Origin of the sequence: Paenibacillus hexagrammi (assembly GCF_021513275.1) — a bacterium.
Classification (GTDB): domain Bacteria; phylum Bacillota; class Bacilli; order Paenibacillales; family NBRC-103111; genus Paenibacillus_E; species Paenibacillus_E hexagrammi.
The window spans coordinates 6345449-6365780 of record NZ_CP090978.1; the positions used below are offsets into that span (position 1 = coordinate 6345449).

The window sequence follows — 20332 nt, forward strand, 5'->3', positions numbered from 1 at the left end:
TTTTTTGACCAACTTTGAAAGAACTCGATAGAGGTTGATCTCATCAGCTTCGAAAATCCCATTAGAAAATGGTAAGGAGAGAATAGACATGTTTCTGCATAAGATTGACGGCGATTTGTCTTTGAGGCTGATCCATATAGGAGATGCTGAGCGCATCTTTGAGCTAACGAACCTATCGAGGAAATATCTGCGGGAATGGCTTCCTTGGCTGGATCAGACACAGCGGCTGGAAGACACACAGGGATTCATCAAGGGGTGTTTACAAGGCTATGCCAACAATACCGGCTTGACCACGGTGGTCCTGTTTAAAGAGGAGATTGTCGGAGTTGCCGGGTTCAATCAGATTAATTGGTCGAATCAAACCGCATACATCGGTTATTGGCTAAGCAGCCTGCACCAAGGTCAAGGCATTATGACCAGGACAGCGGCAGCATTAACGGACTATGCGTTTCGTGAACTACATCTCAATAAGGTTGAAATCAGGGCGGCAGAATCGAATCAAAAAAGCAGAAGCGTTCCTGAACGCTTAGGATTTGTAGAAGAAGGCCGTATTCGGCAAGCGGAGTGGCTATATGATCATTTCGTAGATCATGTGGTATACGGAATTCTTGCTGAGGAATGGAACAGCCGATCCATATAGTAAAAATCTCAGATAGTCGTCTCTTGTAGACGGCTGTCTTTTTTTGCCGATAAATTCGGGTCCATTACGAGCTGCCGCAGCTTTTCTCCAATCGCTGTTGACATTTTGTTATTCGATTGAAATAAAGGTTTCGCTTTTGCTCGAGCACTTCGCTCATGTGCTTCCGTCTCCTGCGTCTTCTGCACGGGCTGCTGATGGAGGACGAGTCTTTTCAAATTTCGACGTCATCGCCGATTTTGTTCACATTTTCGCCAACTGCCTCCCTCTTTTTGAAAAATAACAATGAAAACTGTGTAAATTTGTCGTTCTCGTCATTACACACGCATCCAAGTATAATGAAACCATGCAATTTGGAAGCGAGGAGAGCCGATAACGATGAAAACGATCCTGATCGTCGATGACGATGTGAATATATGCCGGATTACGAAGCTCTATTTGGAGAAGAGCGGATTTCAGGTTGCAACGGCTCATGACGGGGATGCCGCCCTCGAGCTGTTTGAACAAATTCGCCCTGATTGCATGGTTCTGGATCTGATGCTTCCAGGTCAGGACGGTTGGAGTGTATGCCGCCAGGTCCGTGCCAAAAGCGATATGCCTATCCTCATGCTGACCGCGAGGGGACAAGTAGAAGATCGCATTGAAGGCCTGCATATGGGCGCTGATGATTATATCGTCAAGCCTTTTGACCCTAACGAGCTTGTTGCCCGGGTCATGACTGTTCTTCGCAGGTCACCTGTACGAACCGAGTCGCCGGTACGGACGGACATTTACGAAATCGGCAGTCTTCGCGTAGACGCGCTTGCGCATGAAGTTACCGTCGAAGGCCAGCCGGTCACTCTGCCAAAACGCGAGTATGAGCTGCTGCTATTCCTGGTCCGAAATCAGAATCAAGTCTTTACCCGCGAGGATTTGATCGCCAAGATATGGGGCTGGGATTTCGACGGGGATGACCGCGTTGTCGATGTATACGTCAAACGAATTCGCCAGAAGCTTAAAGCCATGACCTCCCGTTCTGAGGATTGGAACATTCGCACCGTCTGGGGCGTCGGCTATAAGTTTGAAGGTGCGGCCCCATGCTAAGCTCCTTCTATCGTAAGCTTTTATTTATCTACATCAGCATTACCCTGGTCTCCATCCTTGCCATTTCTGTCACAGTTGGATACACAATGGAGCGAAAAACCTATGATCGCAGTGAAAAATTACTGCAGGAAAAGCTGGCCCAAGTCGAGCAAATGGCCGAAGGATTGTTCGACGGATCGACGACTCAAAAGGAATTTCGCAAGCAAATTAATGCCTTGGAGAAGAACTCGGAAGTAAAGGTTTCGGTCATTAAACATCCTAAATTAGTCCAGCAGTGGATCATTCCGATGGGCGAAATGCCGGAGCGCCAGGAGTGGGTGGAGCGCGTTCTGGAGGGGGAAAAGGTGACGGTCACCAGCACCTTTGCCGCTGGAAATAAAGGTACGATGCTGATCGTTGGACAGCCTGTCATGAAGGATGGACGTGTAGCGGGCGGCTTATTTTTGTACACGCCGATCCGCAATATTCAGGGCGCCGCGCGTGACATCTACCGCGCTATATTTCGCTCAGCTGTGCTCATTTCACTGCTAGCGATAGCTGTGCTTTACATCGTTTCACGGCACTTCGTGAAGCCGCTGCAGCAGATGAGCCGCACCGCGGAGGCGCTTGCCACGGGCGATTTCAGCCGCAGGGTGCCGGTGCGCGGACAAGATGAAATCGCGTCCCTCGCCGGCTCCCTCAACCGCATGGCGGGCAAGCTCGAGACCGTCGAGGAGGGGCGCAAGCGCTTCCTCTCTGAGATCTCGCATGAGCTGCGCACGCCGCTGACGACGATTCGCGCTTCGCTGCAGGGCGTCGTCGACGGTGTCGTCGAGCCGCAGGATTCGCGCGAGTTCATTGAAGTCTCGCTGGCCGAGACGAAGCGGCTCAGCAAGCTGGTGGACGACCTGCTTCAGCTGTCGTCCTTCGATGAGAAGCGGGTCACGCTGAACGTGTCCGAGACTGATCTGGTCCAGCTGTCCAGGGAGGTCGTGACCGGGCTGACCATGAAGGCGAAGGCGAAGCAAATCGAGCTGAATGTGGAACTGGCAGAGGGACCCGTGCTCTTATCTGTTGATACGGACCGGATCAAGCAAGTGCTACTTAATCTGCTCGATAATGCGATCAATCATATCCCGGAGGGGTCGTCCGCAGGAATCCGATTCCGCTATCTCAAGCAAGATTGCTGGATGGAGGTGTGGGATAGCGGACCAGGAATTCCTTTGGATAAACTCCCTCATCTCTTTGACAGATTTTATAAAGCGGATGAGAGCCGCAACCGGACGGGGGCGGGTCTCGGTTTAGCCATTTGCAAGAGCATTGTGGAAGCCCACGGGGGCTTCATACGGGTAACCTCTGCGGCTACTAAGGGCACGGTATTTTCGATTTATTTACCGCCGGCTCCGAAGTCAAACTTATGACATATTTATCCGCTATGATAGGTGTCGTAAGGAAAAACAATTATCGCAGAGGAGTGTTGGTTGATGAAGTACAAAAAAGTTCTAGGAATTGCTATTGCCGGTGCCATTCTGGCTGCTCTGCCGACAGCGGCATTTGCCGAAACGACACAAGCGGATGCAGCGGCTTCCGCAAGTTCAGGGTTCCATCCTTTCAAGCAAATTCTTCTCGATAGAGCCGAGGCGCTCGGTATCGACACAACAGGTCTAAGCAATGAGCAGATCAAGGCGGCTATCAAACAGTCTCTTGAAACCGGAAAATTGGACCGCTTGCAGGCAGCTGCGTCCAAGCTGGGCATTAGCACAGATGGAAAAACGGCAGAACAGCTTAAAACAGACATTCAGGCTGCAGTTCTGGCGAAGCTGCAAGCCAAAGCCGAGAAGCTGGGAATCAGCACGGAAGGCAAAACAGCGAAGGAGATCAAGGAAGCATTGAAATCCGCTGTAACGAGCAAGCTCCAAGAAAAAGCAGACAAATTAGGCATCAGCACCGAAGGCAAGTCTGCAAAGGAAATCAAAGATGCGATTAAAGCGGCAGAGCTGGATAAGCAGAAAGAACGTGCAGCTAAGCTAGGGATTCAAACAGACGGACTCACAGCCAAGCAAATTCACGAGGCCATCAAATCGGCATTGGAGCAAAAGAAATCTGACGCGTTGAACAAACGCGCCGAGAAGCTCGGCATCAGCACGGAAGGTAAAACGCAGGAGCAAGTTTTGACAGAGGTCGAAGCTGCGTTGAAAGCTAAGTGGCAGGCGAAAGCGGATAAGAACGCTGCAGTGGAATAAGGGGTAACACGCGTAAGGACTGCGAAGTAATATGCAGGTAACATAGAAAACAAGCCGTGGGCGATTGGCAGCCTGCGGCTTGTTTGTGTATGAGCTTGGCATTTGGAGCGATAGTAGAGTTGAATTTCTTCATCGAAGGGATTTTAATGGCATGTATCCCATTTGGGATATTTTAGGAATAGCAAACTTGAAATAAGATGTTACAGAAAGATACTCTTTTACACCCGAGGGGCCCTGGGTTTGGAATATCTTAAAAAAGAAATTGAGGTGTAAGATAAAATGAACAGTTTTGAAGTTATTTCTCATGAAGAGCTAACATCAATCAATGGCGGTTTTAGTATTTGGTACGCTTCCATGGGGGCGTTATTAACGGTAGCAACAGTAGCTGCTGTGGTAGTAGCAGTCGCAGACCCTGAGCCTGTCACCAAAGTAGGGGCGGTAGCAGGCGCATTCAGTACAGGGGCAACAGCCGTTGACCAATGGGAAAAAGCATTCAGAAACTAAACAAAAAGGGGTTAAGAACAATGAATTCATTTCGTATTGAAGAACTAAGTCAAGGCGACCTTGAACAGATTAACGGAGGCTTTAGCTTTGGCTCATTTGCTGCCGGAGTTGCCTGCTTAGCAGGTGCGGTTGCCTGCGATGTGGCCGCTATGGCCACAGCACCTACAGTTGTAGCTCCGGCTGCACTGATCGTAGGAGGCGCCGCCCTACATACAGCAGGGATTGGAATGATTGCGCACTCATTTGTAGAATAAGATCATAAAGGCATGTATGAAACTTCAGGTCACTCGAATAGAGTGGCTTGAAGTTTATTTTCATAAATCCTTCAGCGGGTTACAATGAACTTATTACGAGGGAAGAGAGGAGTAAAGGGATGCTTGTTTTGCATATACTCGAGGTGATCATCTTTACTTCACTACTGGCGGTAGCACCCATTCTCTATACGAAGTTTAATTTGAATCGTCATTATTGGGTCATTATTGTTTTCTTCGTAGGAATAGCGGTTATAAGCAGATTGGTACTTACTGCCAATTGGGCAGTTCCATTCGCAATCGCACTGCCCATCATCTTATTTACCAACTTGAAGCGGCAAAAGAAATAAGGATTTGTTTACCGAGATTCACTAATTCCTTCCTGCGACAATAATCTATACATATAGACGAATGTTCAAGGAGGGAGAAGGATGACGAAGACTAGAAGGAGCAAATCCGCTAAGAACAGCAGGCTTACGGTGTCAGCCTTGCAGAAAGCCGCGAGGCTGATGCTGCCTTTTTACAGGAGAGTAGTGCTGAGTAAAACATTTGCAGACCGGTGGGCCAAAGCAGTTCGGAAAGCTGACGTAGCGGAGATGGACCGCATGCTGCAGTCCGTGATCGGCAAGGTGCCGCTGGCCTCGCTATCATCGAATGCCATCGGTTACTTTATCAGCTTTCCGCTAAGCAGTCCCATATATCCGATAACGAATGCGACATCGATTCGTCCAGGTCAGGTGCAGTTCACCTTTAGCAGCCCGATCCACCGTGCGATTGCAAAAGCCGTCTTCCCGCTATATTGGGAAATCGCCTCGAATACACCCTTTGCCGCTCTCATCGTGCAGGCGATCCACCGCAAGAACAAGGCGTTTTTGAACCGCCTGATCCGAAGTGTAGTGCCATCTAGAAGGCTTGTTAAGCTGGAGTTCGAACCCTCGGGTCTGGCACTGGGCTTCAAATATCCTGCAAGCAAGTATATCTACTACAACGAAGTGTTTCTGGAGTTGGATCTTTAGAGGCTTGGAAATACAAAATGAGGAATCGTTATCGGTTCCGAGAAGGCTGCCATGCGCCGGACCATTGTATCGCAGTTTTTCAATATCCATAAAACTGTCCAGATGTCAGTGCCATGCTTCGATTACATATCGGAGGGTGGCTTTTTAATTGTCATTTTACATTTATTTGAATCAAGCGTAAAATTCTATCCATTAATTAAATATCATATCTAACGCTGAATCCTTAGGGAACGGGGGAACCGAATTGCGTAACCGATAAGACTCGGGATACTGCATGGGGTGAATCCTTAGGTTTGTTTGTAAGAATAAAGGAAGGGCAATCTCACTGTCCGAATCCGTCAGCTAACCTCGTAAGCGTAGTTTGAGAGAGGATGGTCACCATGATCAATGAACATTGACTACGGAGAGTCGTGTGCCTCTGTGGTTTTTTATTTATACTTGCATTCTTTCTATGTTAAGTAAAACAACGAATATGGGAGATGATGTGTGATGCTTAAAGAAGAAGCACAAAAATTAATGGGTGAACATCGGGATGTAGGCAAATTTGTAATGCATATTGCTGAAAGAATAAACGATAAAGAACAAAGTCATTATGAGGAGGTTGCTCTGGCTCGAATAGCCGGGGATAAAGAAATAACAGGGGAATATGAAGCAGGATTTCGAAAGGGACTCGAATTATCACGTAAAGCGATTTTGGAGGTTTTGGAGGATACCATTGATGACCAGAACCACAAAGGCGATAAAAGATACAAGTCTCATTTTAAAGACGGTATCGAATAGATCCCTCATCGGCTAGATTGATTTCCTTCATTTTATAGACCAAATCGCTATCATACATTCATAAATTGAATCTAATCCATTATGAAAAAATGGAGCGCCGCGATTTGCGGGCTCCGTTTTCTAATTAACTATGGATTAGCCTAGAAGCTGGACCCCGTTGTCCGGCTTTTTGCTGCTAAGCGATGAAACAGCTGAACGGCTGTGTGAAGAAGCCAGCCCATGCTGCTCACGGCCATGACGTCGAAGGTGACATTGAATAAAAATAAATGCTTGCCTAAATCGGCTTCGCCATCGCCCAGCAAAGGAATCATAAGCGCAAATAGGCCGACTGCGCCGATTAGAAAGAAGATCTCAATGAATGTCTTCTCAGAAGCAAGCTTGGCCCGGACATATTGAATGAACGCGATCAGGTAATAGGCAAGATAAAAGCTAACGACAAACCATAGATGGTTCGGCATATAGGTGTGTTTGAATTCGCTCCAGAGGCTGAAACGATAAGATAAGGCGCCGTACGGCTGGCCCTCCGACTTCTCGAAATTGCCAAGGTAATAAGGACGAATGCTCATGCTGTTCACTGCAGCCTGCTCTAATTTACTTACCCATCTTGCTGGATGACGAAGATAAAAGAGCATCACATCTTTATGTGAAATGTTATCGTAAAAAGCGCTCTGGAGCCTTGGATCTGTCTGTTTGATCGCGGTATCGTCTTGAAAAAAGTTCGTTCCTGCCAGCACCGCAAGTTCGTCGGACAGCCCTAACTCGTGTAGATCGGTTGTCACGTGCAGAGAGTCTTTGAGGATGCCGAAGAATACGGTTTGGTACAGATTGATGTGCTTGAGCTCCTTGGGAGCGGCCAGATACACGCCTGCCGAAAGCACCAGCAAAGAAGCGGATAAGGAGAGAACCCTCCGTCGCCAAACCCTGCCTTCTTGGAGCGGCAAAAAGCGCAGTCCGAGAAGAGCGAATGCGGCCCCGATCGGTACATTTTGGATTTTCGAGCAAGCCAGAAATCCAGCAGCGATAAAATAGAACACAAGCAGCGTCAAAGACGGCGAGGGGTGCCTCACAATCACAAAGGCCAAGCTAAGCGTCAGCAGGAAAAATACGAGAGATACGGGCTCGCCGAAGAACGAGTTAAAGTAAGCCAAGTAAGCAGTGTCGAAAAAAACGAACAGAATCAAGAGCGACAAAACCGCCGTCGTAAAACCGGAAGCAACAGGTCTATATTTGAAAAACACATAGATAGCCGTAAGCATGACAAGGCTGTAAATGGCCGACAATACATGAATGTCGAACACTTCACGGCTTAGCATTCTCCCGATCAGAGAGGCTAGGACAACAAGTACGATTTGTGAGGAGAAATACCCTCCAAATTGAAAGCTTCCGTATCCATATGTGGAGTGGGCATAGCCATAATATTGATCGTGTGCCGTCTCACCTACATGTAAGAAATCAATGCCTCCTGCTCCCATTACTCTTAAAAAGTCCCCGTTATTGGCAACACCGATAAACGGCTTCGTAAATAACATCTCAAACAAAACACCGGCAGCGATAAGAACAACCACCCATTCAAGCCGAACCTTCATTTTCAAACCTACATTCTCCTTCCATACGCATATCCAGCGAATATGCAGCTTGCTAAACCGCTAACGTTACTTGCCCCCTTTTCGGCGTCGATACCAGCTCATGAGGGAAAGTCCCAAAGCAGCTGATACCATAGCTGTCTGCATATACCAACGATGATCGATCATCATGCTGGACTCCCAAGGAAACTTCATTTACGAAACAGCTCCCTTTCTACGTATTTTATTCCTAAATATGGTAATTAGCAATGTGGTGGCAGGGAGGACGAGAAACAAGGGAACCCACAAGTTCATAGGAAGCGCTTTTGTTCCGGCTTTCAGATGTTCGGCAAAATAACTGGCCATGGTCATGGCCATAGTGAAGAAGCTGCTGCGCAGGTCCATATCACAGGGGTGTAGCTCTTGGTCTGCAGCAGCTCGCGGATACATAGGACTGCCGTTAGCAAATGAACGGATAGCTTTATAAAAGCTGTGCACATAAAATACAGCGCTCCCAGAGCATCGAGATTTTCGAGAAAATCTGCGATTCGGGACAGCTTGAGAATGGTGAAAGCCGGAAAGATCATTTCCTGAAAAAGACGCTCGCCTAACGCGGTCACGGCCAGAATATCGAATAAGACGATAAACATGGCAGCGAATAATGTTGCACCTATGCTGATCAGCCCAAGTCTGGATTCTTTCTTCATCAAATGCCAGAGGACAGCGATTTCGATCGTTTCCCCGTAGGTTTGTGTAATACCAAGCGGCCAAACACTGGACAAGACCTTGCCGAAGCCCTGTCCTAGTACGGGTCTTACGTAGCTAAGGTGCAAGCTGCCCGAGACCCACAGCAGCAGCGCTTCAAGCAATATAAAAACCAGCAGCACCGGCAGCAGAATGCCGGCCATACGAAAAAGTACCTGCGCGCCTGCATCCAGCAAATAAATGACGACCAGCATAAAAGCGAGCAAAAAGAACCAAGGAGGCGTGGCTGGGAGCAGCGTCAGAGGGAGCAAAAATTTAAGATCGCAGATGACCCGTGCTCCATCATAAAGAAACAGGAGAGGGTACAGCCAAGCGATCGGCGTTCCTGCCCAGATGCCGAAGTTACGGGTAAACCAAGAGACCAGAGAGGAGTGACCGTTCAGCTTGGTTAGGAGGGCATAGCCGCAAATCAAGCCGGCTCCGAGCAGAGAGGAAAGCGCGGCAGCAACCCAGGCGTCTCGTCCGGCATCGGAAGCAAAGCCGAATATAACCGTTGTGCCAAATTGATAGAGCACGATGAGTGAAAATAATTGATAGGCGGATATCACGTTCCCGGATGCTCCTTCCAGTTTTGATCTTTGCCCACTAAGCCGGTTTGAGTAATAGTCACTTTGGCTTTGATCACGATTTTTGCCTCAGGGAATTTTTCATTCCATTGTGAGGCATACTGCTGATTCCAAACAGCCGGATATTCACGATAGAAGGCTTGGCCAAGGCCGAAAATATCCGATTTTAACTCCTTTTGTACTTTGTCACAGACCAGTTGTATCCGCTTCTCGATCATCTGAGCGAATATGGTATTAAACGTATCGATATGTTCGGCCAGATTAAGATCGGACGTATTTTCGGATACATTCAGCTTAGCATGGACATCGATCACAAATTGAGGAACGTTCTGGACCAGCATGGGCTTGATTTTGCTCGGGCTTCAATGATTTCGGCGCTGGCCTTCCCGCTGCCAAGCTCTTCCGGGATAGGTGCGGTAATGACGCCTTCCTTCATCTCATTCTGAATCCACTTCAGCCCGCGGGTCTCTTCGTGTGTAAGCCAGCCAATTAGTTTATCCTGTTTGAAAACAGCTGTTTCAAGCGAGGTAACTAAGTTGAGTGGGCCATTGGCAGAGTCTTCATCCACCTTAGAAGGTTTAATTAATATTTCAGGTGCGTAGGGCTCCTCGCCGGATTCCATCATCATTTGTAGAAAGCGACCTAAATGCACGGAGGTGCCGATTTTCACTTTCAACTCTTCTTTCATGATTTCCGATGCCAATTTTTCGAATTTTGGTTTGAATTCCAAGGCATCGACGACATTCGATTTGGAAATCAAGACGTAACTGTTTAACTGGGATTGCCGGTTTCGTTCGAAAAAATCCAGGATAGGCATGAGCCCCTGTCGGGCCACCTTTTCCCCAATAATCACGACCCGGTTGTGCGAGAAAAAAATTTTACGGGGAAGCTTTCCCTGAATATTGCGGTAGGCATCCATAATGGTCCTTCCATCTTCCGAGACCACCCATCCAGCACTTGTCGACAGCTTGGATTCGCTTCCTCCGTTCATGGAGGAGGTACCCACCAGACGTGGAACAGCTAATAGCAGATACAGCCTTATTTCACCATGATCGCCTGTGTCAATCCCGGTTGCGGTTACGATCCCGATGTCATTCACTTCATTGCGGCCCCAGCATCCGGAGAGCAGCAGGAGTAAAGGGAGGAAGCAGGAGACCTTGCAGAGAGCTCGTTTCATGAGGCAGGGCCTCCCTTTTTCGCTTCGGACAGCTTGTTGTCCTTATATCTGCTCCACCAGGGCACTCTGAACAGCACGTCCTTAAGCCCTTTGACATGAAGGGGACTTGTAGGAGATAAATAAGGAACGCCGAAAGATTGGAGCTTAAGCAAATGAATCAGCAGTGCTAGGAGAGCTAGAAGGATGCCGTACAGTCCTAACGCACCGGCAAAGATCATCAATGGAAATCGCAGCATCCGAATGGACAATCCTTGGGAATACGACGGGAAGATAAAGGAGGCGATTCCTGTGAATGAAACGACAATGACAAGTGATGCGGAGACAAGTCCCGCCTGGACGGCTGCTTGGCCGATTACGAGCGCGCCGACGATACTGACTGCTTGCCCGACAGGGCGGGGCAGACGAATACCGGCTTCGCGCAATGCTTCGAAAGCAAGCTCCATCAAAAATGCTTCGACGATAGCGGGGAAAGGTACAGCCTCCCGGGAAGATGCGATGCTAAGCAGCAAGCTGGTCGGCAGCATTTCTTGATGCATAGTCGTTAACGCAATATACAGGGAAGGAAACACCAATGCGCTGAAGCTCAGCCACATCCGCAGCCAACGCATAACCGATGCGACGAGGTATTGCTGGCTGTAATCCTCCGCAGCTTGAAGCATTTCGAACGGTGTTGTCGGTGCTATGAGAACAAATGGCGTATTGTCCACCAATATGGCGACCCTGCCGGATGCTAGTCCGGCTACGGTGCGATCTGGTCTTTCAGTAGGCAGCACCTGAGGAAAGATGGATAAACGGTTGTCTGCGATAAGTTCCTCGATATAACCGCTCTCCAGGACAATCTTTAGCTTAACTTGTTGAACTCTCCTCTTTACCTCCTCGATCAACACCGGTGATGCGATTTGATCGATATACATGATCATGACCTGAGTTCGGGACAAGCTGCCAATTTGCATGGCCTCGCATTTGAGCTGAGAGGTGCGCAGTCTGCGGCGAATCAGCGAAATGTTCGTCTGCAGGTGCTCCGTGAAGCCGTCCCGGGGACCCCGAATAACGGGTTCGGTCGCCGGTTCCTCGATGGACCTCGTTTCATAGGATGACATACTGATCAGAAGAGCCCCTACAAAGCCGTCAAGGAGCAGCATAATGTTTCCGTTAAATACGGAGTCCACAGCCTCTTCCATCAGTATCTGTATGGATATGTTGTCCACGGGAAGCACTTGATAGAGAAGCCATGTAATCTTCTCGTCCCAGTTCCCCGAACTCGGCAAACTGCAACCTTGGAGCGGTTTCAATATGTCAGAAACAATCCGCTTCTCATCCGCCAGACTTTCTGTATAGACTAGAAGTCCTTCCTGTGCGTTCTGTAAGCTAAATTTCTTGAATACAACATCGTCACAGTGCAGAAACATGGAGCGGAGACTGGCTTCGTTAGCAGATAAGTTTCCGATTGTGGAATTCATCGATGAATCATGGAGTTCCATCGGGTTCGTACCTCATTTGTCCCAGAATGTGGCCAATTATTGCCAGAATAAGTCTGTGAGGTAATATGCCCGAAACGAGGGAATTCAATGCGGAAGCGGAAGGTTCCCATACAGCTTGGATGAAGCAGGGTTTAGAGCTAGAATAAAGTCATAAAGCCGTTATGGACCGGAAGTTGGTGGGATCATGATATCGATTGGATTGGCAGGCTGGGGAGATCATGAACTGATCTACCCGACTGGTATAAAGCCGCAGGACCGGCTGAAGCAATATAGCAAGTACTTTTCCACGGTAGAGGTAGACAGCTCTTACTATGCGATACATAAGCCTGCCTTAATGGAGAGGTGGGCGGCAGAAACCCCTAGTGACTTCACCTTTCTGATCAAGGCCTATCAAGGCATGACAGGACATACAAGGCAAAGCTACTCGGAGCAAGAGACCCATCAGATGTTTGAAAGCTTTAAAGAATCCATTGAGCCTGTCCAAGATGGGGGCAAGCTGAAGGCGGTGCTGTTTCAATACCCCCCTTGGTTCGACTGCAGTCGCGGTAATGTCTCTTTGATAAGGTCTGCAAAGGAGCGCATGGGTGACATTCCCGTTGCTCTGGAGTTTCGCCATCAGAGCTGGTTCACCCCGGAAATGCGCTCGAAGACGCTATCTTTCATGCGTGATGAAGGCTGGATTCACAGCATATGCGATGAACCGCAGGTGTTCCCTGGGTCGATCCCGATGGTACTAGAGCCTACGGATTCGAAGATAACAGTTGTGCGGTTTCACGGACGGAATGCTGGAGGATGGACATCGGGGGGCGGAGCGAAGGATTGGAGAGAAGTGCGGTATTTGTACCGGTACAGCATGGAGGAATTGCGCGAGTGGGCGGCCCGCCTAACGGTTTTGGAGAAGCAGTCGGGCGACATCTGTGTCATCTTCAACAATAACTCCGGCGGAGATGCCGCGGCGAATGCGATGCAGCTGATCGAACTGCTGGGCTTGGATAAGAAGGAGCTCCCTCCGGAACAGTTGGAGATGTTTGAGTAGCTGACGGCATGAGCATCGTGAGGGAAATGTGGGAATGTCACTTGACACTCACACTAGTGTCATCGCTTATTCTACATATCAGATTGAATGAAAGGTGGAAAATGAGGATGAGTGAGCGTCTTGTCACGATTATGGCTATATCGGGCAGCCTTCGCCAAGCTTCTGCGAATACCAGACTGCTTCGTGCTGCTGCTGAGGAATCCCCGGCTTTTATGCATGTAGTTGTATTTGATGGGCTAGGTGAATTACCCCATTTCAATCCTGATTTGGACGGAGAATTATCGCCGCAGACCGTCAAGCAGTTTCGGTCAGAGCTCCAAGCCGCCGATGGGCTGCTGGTCTGCACCCCGGAGTATGCAGGAGGCGTACCCGGCGTTCTCAAGAACGCGCTTGACTGGCTGGTGTCCTCGGGCGAGCTGATGAACAAACCGACTGCGGTGATCAGTGCATCGCCGCTGGCTACTGCAGGAAAGCAGGCCCATGAGTCCCTCATGGTGACGCTGCGAATGATGTCGGCAAGCCTGGGGGATGGCTGTACATTGATGATTCCTCATATCAACAAAAAGCTGGGAGATGACGGTTCGGTCATCGACCCTGGTGTAAAAAGGAAATGGCTGAGCTGCTGAGAGGGTTAGGGCAAAGCTGCTTGAAGTGAAGGGCCTGAAGTGAGGACAGTGAGTAGTGTAGAGAAGATCTCTACAGACAAATAAGGGTGCCCACAACCCAAACGGTTGAGGGGCACCCGTGTGTTTACACGCTGAAAATCTTTACAGGTAAAGATCAGACAGAAATTTCTGCACCATTCACAATTACTTCAGAGCCAACGCTTTTGCAGCATTTTCACTCAAGCTGATGGCAGCCTCTTTGATTTCTTGCGCTTTATCCGGTGCGTAAGCCATTCCTTCCGCAACGATGGAATCGACCATCTCTACGCCGATAAAGCCCATGATCGTTTTCAGGTAGCTATCGCCAAACTCGATGCTTGCGAGATCGCCGGAATAAATGCCGCCGCGAGCGTTGATGTGAACGCCTTTTTTGCCTTTCATCAAGCCGACAGGGCCTTCTGCTGTATATTTGAACGTTTTGCCTGCTACTATTACAGTATCGATGTAAGCTTTCATAAGCGGAGGCAGACCCAGGTTCCACATCGGAGTTACGAAGATATACGAGTCCGCTTCGACAAATTGGTTCGTCAATGCATCAAGAGCTGCGACTTTTTGTTGTTGAACTTCACTTAAGGCTTCAAAAGCCGTACCGCTGCGAAGCGCGCCCCAACCGGCCAAAATGTCCGCATCGATCAAAGGAATGGACATGTTGTACAGGTCTAGCTCCACGATTTCATCGGAAGGGTTAAGGGACTTATACGTATTCAAAAAGGCGCGGCCAACCGAAAGGCTGAAAGAGGTTTCTTCGTTGGCAGGGTTTGCTGTGATATAAAGAACTTTAGACATTAATAATTCCTCCTACAAGTCGTATATTTATATATAATAATTAATTGCTTACTTTATTATAGTGACTTTATTTTTATTTTGCAACTACTTTTTGGGCGGAGTGAGTGCAGCAACGTATTGGGGGGCGCGGTCTTAATCCAGAGGCAGGTACTTGCCTAGAATCCTAGAATCGGGTCGGGTTCAAAGCAGGCATTTCGTGGCGATGTTCATACTCCGATCACCACCATCTTGCAGGACTGTGTTCATATTGTCATCCATAAGCATTCTTGCTAAGATAAAACTTACCTGTATCACACTGCAGGCGTTTCTGGTTGAATATAGGGTAAAGGCGGCTGGCTGATGAATCGAATCGAAGCCGAATTCAGCAATCTTGTAAAGGCTTACCGCAAGAGGCATATGGGCAAAGGGCCCGAGCGGGTGACGACGACCTTTTGCAAGCATTGGGCGATTTGCGAGATGGAGGGGAATCTGTCTCCTGTCGAAAAATTTATTGCGAGGTCCGGCGATGGCAGGCACATGCTCCGCACGGCTCGTACGGAAATGGTCAAGGAAACGTATCGGGACAACCCTCCGGTAGAGATGGAGGAGCTGCTTGGAGCGAAGTTCGTCCAGCTGTTCGTCGATATCGATATCGAGAAGGATACGGGGATGTCGGTGTTTGTTTTTGATCAGAATTTGGAACAGAAATTTTGCAAGTAAAAGCTGTCTGCTTACATATAAATAGAATAATGGTGCTGTTGGCACTTGGTAGCGATCCTGCCGGAGACTAACCGCTGTGAGACTGTCTGTTTGGTTTTTTGAAAAGAGAACCAGAGGGATAGCTTTGCAGTGGTTTTTTGCTTCTGTAGGTCGCAAAGTCGCCCGTGTGTCAAGATTAGCAAGCAGCCTCAGCAGTTAAGAGAGGGGATTTATCCTATTATGGGGAAAACGAAGCATACTGGACCCATCAAACTACCCGCCAAACCCGACCCCAAGCTGTGGGTCAGCAAGATGCCCTTTGGATTGGGCAAAGTAAAGCCTCATCATATTCGGGAGACGGCCAAAATTGCCTGGCAGAACCGGGATAGCCTGCCTTATGCCTACAGGATCTTAACACAAGGCGTCTGCGACGGCTGCGCTCTAGGCGTTTCCGGTCTTTATGATCAGACGCTTGCAGGGCCGCATCTCTGTACGACGCGCCTTAATGTGCTGCGCTTGAATACGATGCCGGCGATCAGCGAAAACGTGCTGCACGCTGAAATCGATGAACTGCGGCGTATGGACAGCACGGAGCTGAGAGGGCTCGGAAGAATCCCATATCCGCTGATCCGCCGAGCGGGTGAGCGTAGATTCAGCCGTCTGACCTGGGATGAAGCGTTAGATACGGTTGCCGACAAAATCAGGGCGATCGACCCGAAGCAGATGGCCTTCTATCTCACTGCTCGCGGCATTACGAACGAGTCTTACTATACAGCGGCTAAAGTAGCGAGGCTGCTCGGTACGAACAACATAGATAACGCTTCAAGGATCTGTCACTCTCCTTCGAAGACGGCGCTCAAACGGTCCGTCGGCGTCGGCGCCTCTACCTGCAATTACAAGGACTGGATCGGTACGGATGTTCTGGTGTTCTGGGGGAGCGTCGCAGCCAACAATCAACCGGTTTCGACCAAATATATGTACGCCGCTAAGCGCAAGGGGACCAAGATCATTGTAATCAATCCGTATTACGAGCCTTCGATGGAGCAATACTGGATTCCCTCGATCGCCGAATCGGCGTTATTCGGCACCAAGCTTGCCGATGACGTGTACCAAGTGAACATCGGCGGCGACATCGCCTTCATGAACGGCGTCATGAAGGTCTGGTTCGAGATGGAGGAGCGCGAACCCGGCTCCGCCATCAACCACGCGTTCGTGCAGGCGCACACGAGCGGCTTTGCCGAGCTGCGCGCGCATATCGCGCAGCAGGACTGGACGACGCTTGAGGAGTCGTCCGGACTGACCCGCGAACGCATGCGCGAGTTCGCGGAGCTGCTGGCGCGTGCCGGGAGCGCGGTGTTCGTGTGGAGCATGGGGCTCACCCAGCACCGCTTCGGCACGGACAATATTTCGCAGGTGGCGAATCTCGCCCTCCTGCGGGGCTTCCTTGGCCGCGAGCACTGCGGGCTGATGCCCATACGCGGCCACAGCGGCGTGCAGGGCTCCGGCGAGATGGGCGCGGATCCTTTCAGCTTGCCCGGCGGCGAGTTTAGCAGCGACGCCGACCGCAAGCGCATCGAGCAGCTCTGGGGCTTCGAGCTGCCTTCCTGGCAGGGCGACATCGTCGGTGTCACCCTGGAGAACGCGCTCCTGCCAGAGGAGCAGGAGCGCAAGCTCCGCCTGTTTTACACCTCTGGCGGCAACTTCCTAGAAACGATGCCGGATCCGGATTTTATCCGGCAGGCTTTAGAGGCCGTGGATGTCCGGGTTCACCAGGACATCATCCTCAACACCTCCACGCTGCTGGATGCGCGTGAGGCGGTAGTGGTGCTGCCCGCGATGACGCGCTACGAGCAGCCCGGAGGAGGCACATCCACGTCCACGGAGCGGATGGTCTATTTTTCGCCGGAGATCGACGGTCCCCGCATCGGCGAGGCTCGCGCCGAGTGGGCGATCTACGTCGATCTGGCCCGGCGCGTGAAGCCGGAAGCCGCAGCGCTGATTGGCTGCGGCACAGCAGAAGCGATCCGCGCCGAGATCGCACGGGCGGCGCCGAATTACGACGGCATCCAGCACCTGCGGGAGCGCGGGGATGTGTTCCAGTGGGGCGGCGCCTGGCTTTGCGAGGACGGCGTCTGTCCGACGCCTGACGGGCGCGGCGCGCTGCTGCCGATTGTGCTACCGGAGCTTCGCAAGCCGGAAGGACACTTTTACGTGACGACGCGCCGCGGCAAGCAGTTTAATTCGATGATCTACAGCGAGACGGACCCGTTCAATGCGGCTGACCGGTATGATGTGCTCATTCATGCCGAGGATGCCGGAGAGCTGAGCTTGGCTGAAGGTGAGGCGATTGTGGTGTATAACCGCTATGGCGTCATGCATGGGAGAGTGAAGCGGGCCGGCGTTAAGAAGGGGAACATCGAGGTGCATTGGCCAGAAGGGAATTCCTTGATTCCGAAAGGAGTCTATGAGCAGCATGCAGGCATACCCGAGTACAACACGGCCGTGATCGTGGAAAAGGCGGAAACCTTCCATGCAAAGAAGGATACGCGTTACGTGGAGCGGCGGATTGAAGAGCTGGAGCTGGATGCGGAATGAACGGAATGAACGGAGCGAACGGCAAAGATGCACCCAACTATTTGAGTGACATGAATGATAGGCATGTGGTGAGCAACTTGGATGATAGAAGTAAAATAAACGACCTACATGATCTGAATGAGATAGATGAAACGGAAGAGATAGAAGAGACGGACAAGGCCGACGAGACCGAGGTTATTTATAAAATAGATGATAGTGATAAGTTCGATGAGATGTCGAGCCGCGGACCGGATGATAGAGTGGATCATAGAACAAATAACAGATCGGATAACCCGGCAAGTAGTCGATCTTATAAGGAGCGGGATGGGGAGCGGGAACCAGAACCGAACTCTAGCTCTTGCCGCAACACGAAATCTAAGTTCAATCAGCCCATTTCCACCGACGACAAACCTACTACCTCTCTATCCAAGTCCGTTGTGACTTGGGAAGTCCACCGATATGCCGGCTCTTCAGTTGAAGGGCCTCGTTATAAAGTAGAATCGGACGACATTGCCGTCGAAGCTCCTTTAACCGTTAAGGTGGATGGAGAGGAGTTTGCGACGCTGGTTTGTACACCAACGGATGTTGAAGAGCTCATCGTCGGATTCTTAGCATCAGAGGGACTAATTCGGTTTGCAGATCAAGTGAAGTCGCTATCGGTGGATGCCGTGAGGGGATATGCTTACGTAAAGCTGGTCAATAGGCATCAGCGAAGTACGGAGCAGGTGGCGAAGCGGTGGATTGGCTCGTGCTGCGGCAAGAGCCGTCAGTTTTATTTTCAGAATGATGTGCAGACGGCTAAAACCGTGCGAACCGATCTCCGTGTGTCGATCCATCAGTGCTTGCAGCTCATGAAGGCGCTTCAGGAGCAATCTACGGATTTTCAAGCAACCGGGGGCCTGCATAATGGGGCCCTTTGCTCGCCAGAGTCACTGCTGCTTACCCGCTCGGACATCGGCAGGCACAATGCGCTGGACAAAATCTTTGGACATGTGCTTATGAACCGTCTTCCTGTTCGCGATAAGCTCATTGCTTTCAGCGGAAGGATTTCTTCTGAAGTGCTCCTTAAGGTCTCAAAGATCGGAGCGGGTATTCTGCTCTCCAAGTCAGCCCCGACCGATCTGGCGCTGCGGCTCGCGCAGGATTTGGGGATCACTGTGGTTGGCTTTATTCGGGGCGATCATCTGACGGTGTACACGCACCCTCAGCGAATTGCCGAGTGGAAGGAGTGAAAGCCTATACGAAATAGCCTTTTCCAGCAAGGGAACAGGCTGTTTCCGGCTATGTAAAGCTGCGTTCAGAGGAAACAGAACCTCATTGGCGAACTGAAAGGAGAGACCTTTTAACTCATGGATAAAGGAGGATTCCTTCATGCAATCGAAACAGGGCTTGGACATGCTGGAGCGTGTACGGCGAATCGTTGAGACCTTACCGGAGACGGAGGAGCTGATTGACGGTTTTGGCCATACGGTCATGAAAGTGAAGGGGAAGACGTTTGTTATGATGGGGGAAAATGACGGTACGCCGGGGCTATCGTTTAAATCGGACAAGGAGACGCAGTTCCTGCTCCTTCACCAGAGCGGTTATGTTAAAACACCGTATATCGGCCATCACGGCTGGGTTTCCATAGATAAAGGAAGTAACCCGAATTGGGATGAGCTTACCGGACACATCAAAGAGGCTTATCTCTTAGCGGCTCCGAAACGATTGGCTCAGCAGGTGTTGAAGGGCGGGAAAGGCATAGGCATAGACGACACCGAGCAAGCGTAGGTGGTGGGGATCTGTGAGCAGCATTCATATCGATAAAATAAGCCGATTTCAGAATATCTGAAGTCGGCTTATTTGTTATGAATTTTTTTCGGAAAAGGGAATTGACTCTCTCGTTACGGTAGACCGTACACTCGGTTTATAGTCAACGACAACCAATCAGGAGGTCATACAAATGAACCAGTTCATAAGCGCTCGGGTTGAAAAAATCAAGGTAAGATACTTGCTGCTGTTGTTCCCGTTAGTCTTTATTTTCAAAAAGGTGGTGAATGACGCACTCGACCGGATGTACGCCAAATCCTTATACCCGGTACCTTTCTATAAGGGGCAAATGACATTCAATGCTAGTGAGCTCGCAGGTTACTACCGTTTTATGGTGGAGCACGGCAGCTTATCGATCTATCTGCAGACTCAATGGTTCGATTTTGTTTTTATCGCGGCTACCTTCCTTATGCACGGTGCTGTGGGACTGCTCATGTGGAAGCTTCACCTTAACCATCGCATCAACCGCCGACTAGCTGCTGGAATTCTATTTTCAGGGCTTGCTGCTCCCGTGTTCGACGTGTTGGAGAATGCAGTCTCCTTCTACTTTATCGCTTATCCGAATGAAATTACGAATCCATTGACGATTCTTTACTCTACGTTTGCCGCTGCGAAATTTGCACTGTTTGGCGTCACTTATGTGGGAGTCACCGTCTCAGCTGCAAGCTGGCTGTGGATGGCAGTGGTTAAAAGCCTGCGTCTGCACAGCAGAGCTTAATTAATGCGATGTCTAACAGGCA

22 protein-coding genes, 1 pseudogene and 1 riboswitch are annotated in these 20332 nt (G+C 50.0%); of the genes and pseudogenes, 16 read left to right on the plus strand and 7 right to left on the minus strand.

Annotated elements, in window-relative coordinates; all coding sequences use genetic code 11:
* The first annotated feature begins 88 nt into the window (after positions 1–88).
* A complete protein-coding gene (locus tag L0M14_RS29135; protein ID WP_235119886.1) occupies positions 89–640 on the plus strand; it encodes a GNAT family N-acetyltransferase in 552 nt (183 codons plus the stop codon).
* An 8-nt stretch (positions 641–648) separates the two neighbouring features.
* Here L0M14_RS29135 and L0M14_RS29140 read toward each other — a convergent pair whose 3' ends face one another.
* Complete coding sequence (locus L0M14_RS29140) at positions 649–855, minus strand: hypothetical protein (RefSeq protein ID WP_235119887.1); 207 nt, start codon at positions 853–855, stop codon at positions 649–651.
* Positions 856–1015: 160 nt separating this feature from the next.
* On the opposite strand from L0M14_RS29140, the gene L0M14_RS29145 reads away from it, so the two are divergent.
* The 8 genes from L0M14_RS29145 (at position 1016) to L0M14_RS29180 (ending at position 6493) form a co-directional block, all read left to right on the plus strand.
* On the plus strand, positions 1016–1720 hold the full coding sequence (locus tag L0M14_RS29145; protein ID WP_235119888.1) for a response regulator transcription factor: 705 nt from the start codon (positions 1016–1018) through the stop codon (positions 1718–1720).
* Positions 1714–3120 carry a sensor histidine kinase gene (locus L0M14_RS29150; protein ID WP_235119889.1) on the plus strand — a complete coding sequence of 469 codons (1407 nt, stop codon included), beginning with the start codon at positions 1714–1716 and terminating at the stop codon, positions 3118–3120. The genes L0M14_RS29145 and L0M14_RS29150 overlap by 7 nt, the downstream gene beginning before the upstream one ends.
* Before the next feature lie 63 nt (positions 3121–3183).
* Positions 3184–3942 (plus strand): hypothetical protein, encoded by a 759-nt coding sequence (locus tag L0M14_RS29155; protein WP_235119890.1) that lies wholly within the window; start codon positions 3184–3186, stop codon positions 3940–3942.
* Between the two features lie 279 nt (positions 3943–4221).
* Positions 4222–4446, plus strand: a complete 225-nt coding sequence (locus tag L0M14_RS29160) for a Blp family class II bacteriocin (RefSeq protein WP_235119891.1) — start codon at positions 4222–4224, stop codon at positions 4444–4446.
* Between the two features lie 20 nt (positions 4447–4466).
* The gene (locus L0M14_RS29165) at positions 4467–4700 is read left to right on the plus strand and encodes a hypothetical protein (RefSeq protein WP_235119892.1); all 234 of its coding nucleotides are present in this window, start codon (positions 4467–4469) and stop codon (positions 4698–4700) included.
* A gap of 119 nt (positions 4701–4819) precedes the next feature.
* Positions 4820–5047, plus strand: coding sequence for a hypothetical protein (locus L0M14_RS29170; RefSeq protein ID WP_235119893.1), 228 nt, complete (start codon positions 4820–4822; stop codon positions 5045–5047).
* A gap of 81 nt (positions 5048–5128) precedes the next feature.
* Positions 5129–5713: a hypothetical protein gene (locus L0M14_RS29175; protein WP_235119894.1), complete on the plus strand. Its 585-nt coding sequence runs from the start codon at positions 5129–5131 to the stop codon at positions 5711–5713.
* A gap of 203 nt (positions 5714–5916) precedes the next feature.
* A riboswitch (cyclic di-AMP (ydaO/yuaA leader) is annotated at positions 5917–6086 on the plus strand.
* A 116-nt stretch (positions 6087–6202) separates the two neighbouring features.
* Positions 6203–6493: a hypothetical protein gene (locus tag L0M14_RS29180; protein ID WP_235119895.1), complete on the plus strand. Its 291-nt coding sequence runs from the start codon at positions 6203–6205 to the stop codon at positions 6491–6493.
* Between the two features lie 140 nt (positions 6494–6633).
* Here L0M14_RS29180 and wsfD read toward each other — a convergent pair whose 3' ends face one another.
* The 5 genes and pseudogenes from wsfD to L0M14_RS29200 all read right to left on the minus strand — a co-directional run bounded on the left by wsfD (position 6634) and on the right by L0M14_RS29200 (position 12044).
* The gene (gene wsfD / locus L0M14_RS29185) at positions 6634–8079 is read right to left on the minus strand and encodes a glycan biosynthesis hexose transferase WsfD (RefSeq protein WP_450091466.1); all 1446 of its coding nucleotides are present in this window, start codon (positions 8077–8079) and stop codon (positions 6634–6636) included.
* A 66-nt stretch (positions 8080–8145) separates the two neighbouring features.
* Positions 8146–8271, minus strand: coding sequence for a hypothetical protein (locus L0M14_RS31280; protein WP_260115408.1), 126 nt, complete (start codon positions 8269–8271; stop codon positions 8146–8148).
* A gap of 152 nt (positions 8272–8423) precedes the next feature.
* The gene (locus tag L0M14_RS29190; protein ID WP_235119897.1) at positions 8424–9368 is read right to left on the minus strand and encodes a GerAB/ArcD/ProY family transporter; all 945 of its coding nucleotides are present in this window, start codon (positions 9366–9368) and stop codon (positions 8424–8426) included.
* A pseudogene (locus tag L0M14_RS29195) lies at positions 9365–10563 on the minus strand (Ger(x)C family spore germination protein). Before L0M14_RS29195 ends, L0M14_RS29190 begins: the two are co-directional and overlap by 4 nt.
* On the minus strand, positions 10560–12044 hold the full coding sequence (locus tag L0M14_RS29200; RefSeq protein ID WP_235119898.1) for a spore germination protein: 1485 nt from the start codon (positions 12042–12044) through the stop codon (positions 10560–10562). The pseudogene L0M14_RS29195 and the gene L0M14_RS29200 overlap by 4 nt, the downstream one beginning before the upstream one ends.
* A gap of 184 nt (positions 12045–12228) precedes the next feature.
* On the opposite strand from L0M14_RS29200, the gene L0M14_RS29205 reads away from it, so the two are divergent.
* Together L0M14_RS29205 and L0M14_RS29210 are read left to right on the plus strand one after the other, a co-directional pair.
* Positions 12229–13080, plus strand: coding sequence for a DUF72 domain-containing protein (locus tag L0M14_RS29205; RefSeq protein ID WP_235119899.1), 852 nt, complete (start codon positions 12229–12231; stop codon positions 13078–13080).
* 107 nt (positions 13081–13187) lie between these two features.
* On the plus strand, positions 13188–13706 hold the full coding sequence (locus L0M14_RS29210) for an NADPH-dependent FMN reductase (RefSeq protein ID WP_235119900.1): 519 nt from the start codon (positions 13188–13190) through the stop codon (positions 13704–13706).
* A 183-nt stretch (positions 13707–13889) separates the two neighbouring features.
* Here L0M14_RS29210 and L0M14_RS29215 read toward each other — a convergent pair whose 3' ends face one another.
* Entirely contained in the window at positions 13890–14531 is a 642-nt protein-coding gene (locus L0M14_RS29215; RefSeq protein ID WP_235119901.1) for an NAD(P)H-dependent oxidoreductase, read from the minus strand.
* 339 nt (positions 14532–14870) lie between these two features.
* On the opposite strand from L0M14_RS29215, the gene L0M14_RS29220 reads away from it, so the two are divergent.
* The 5 genes from L0M14_RS29220 (at position 14871) to L0M14_RS29240 (ending at position 20310) form a co-directional block, all read left to right on the plus strand.
* Positions 14871–15230 carry a Na-translocating system protein MpsC family protein gene (locus L0M14_RS29220; protein ID WP_235119902.1) on the plus strand — a complete coding sequence of 120 codons (360 nt, stop codon included), beginning with the start codon at positions 14871–14873 and terminating at the stop codon, positions 15228–15230.
* A gap of 219 nt (positions 15231–15449) precedes the next feature.
* Entirely contained in the window at positions 15450–17804 is a 2355-nt protein-coding gene (locus L0M14_RS29225) for an FdhF/YdeP family oxidoreductase (protein WP_235119903.1), read from the plus strand.
* A 416-nt stretch (positions 17805–18220) separates the two neighbouring features.
* Positions 18221–19015, plus strand: coding sequence for a formate dehydrogenase accessory sulfurtransferase FdhD (gene fdhD / locus L0M14_RS29230; RefSeq protein ID WP_235123065.1), 795 nt, complete (start codon positions 18221–18223; stop codon positions 19013–19015).
* A gap of 139 nt (positions 19016–19154) precedes the next feature.
* Entirely contained in the window at positions 19155–19553 is a 399-nt protein-coding gene (locus L0M14_RS29235) for an MmcQ/YjbR family DNA-binding protein (protein WP_235119904.1), read from the plus strand.
* 172 nt (positions 19554–19725) lie between these two features.
* Positions 19726–20310, plus strand: a complete 585-nt coding sequence (locus L0M14_RS29240; RefSeq protein ID WP_235119905.1) for a hypothetical protein — start codon at positions 19726–19728, stop codon at positions 20308–20310.
* Positions 20311–20332: the final 22 nt, after the last annotated feature.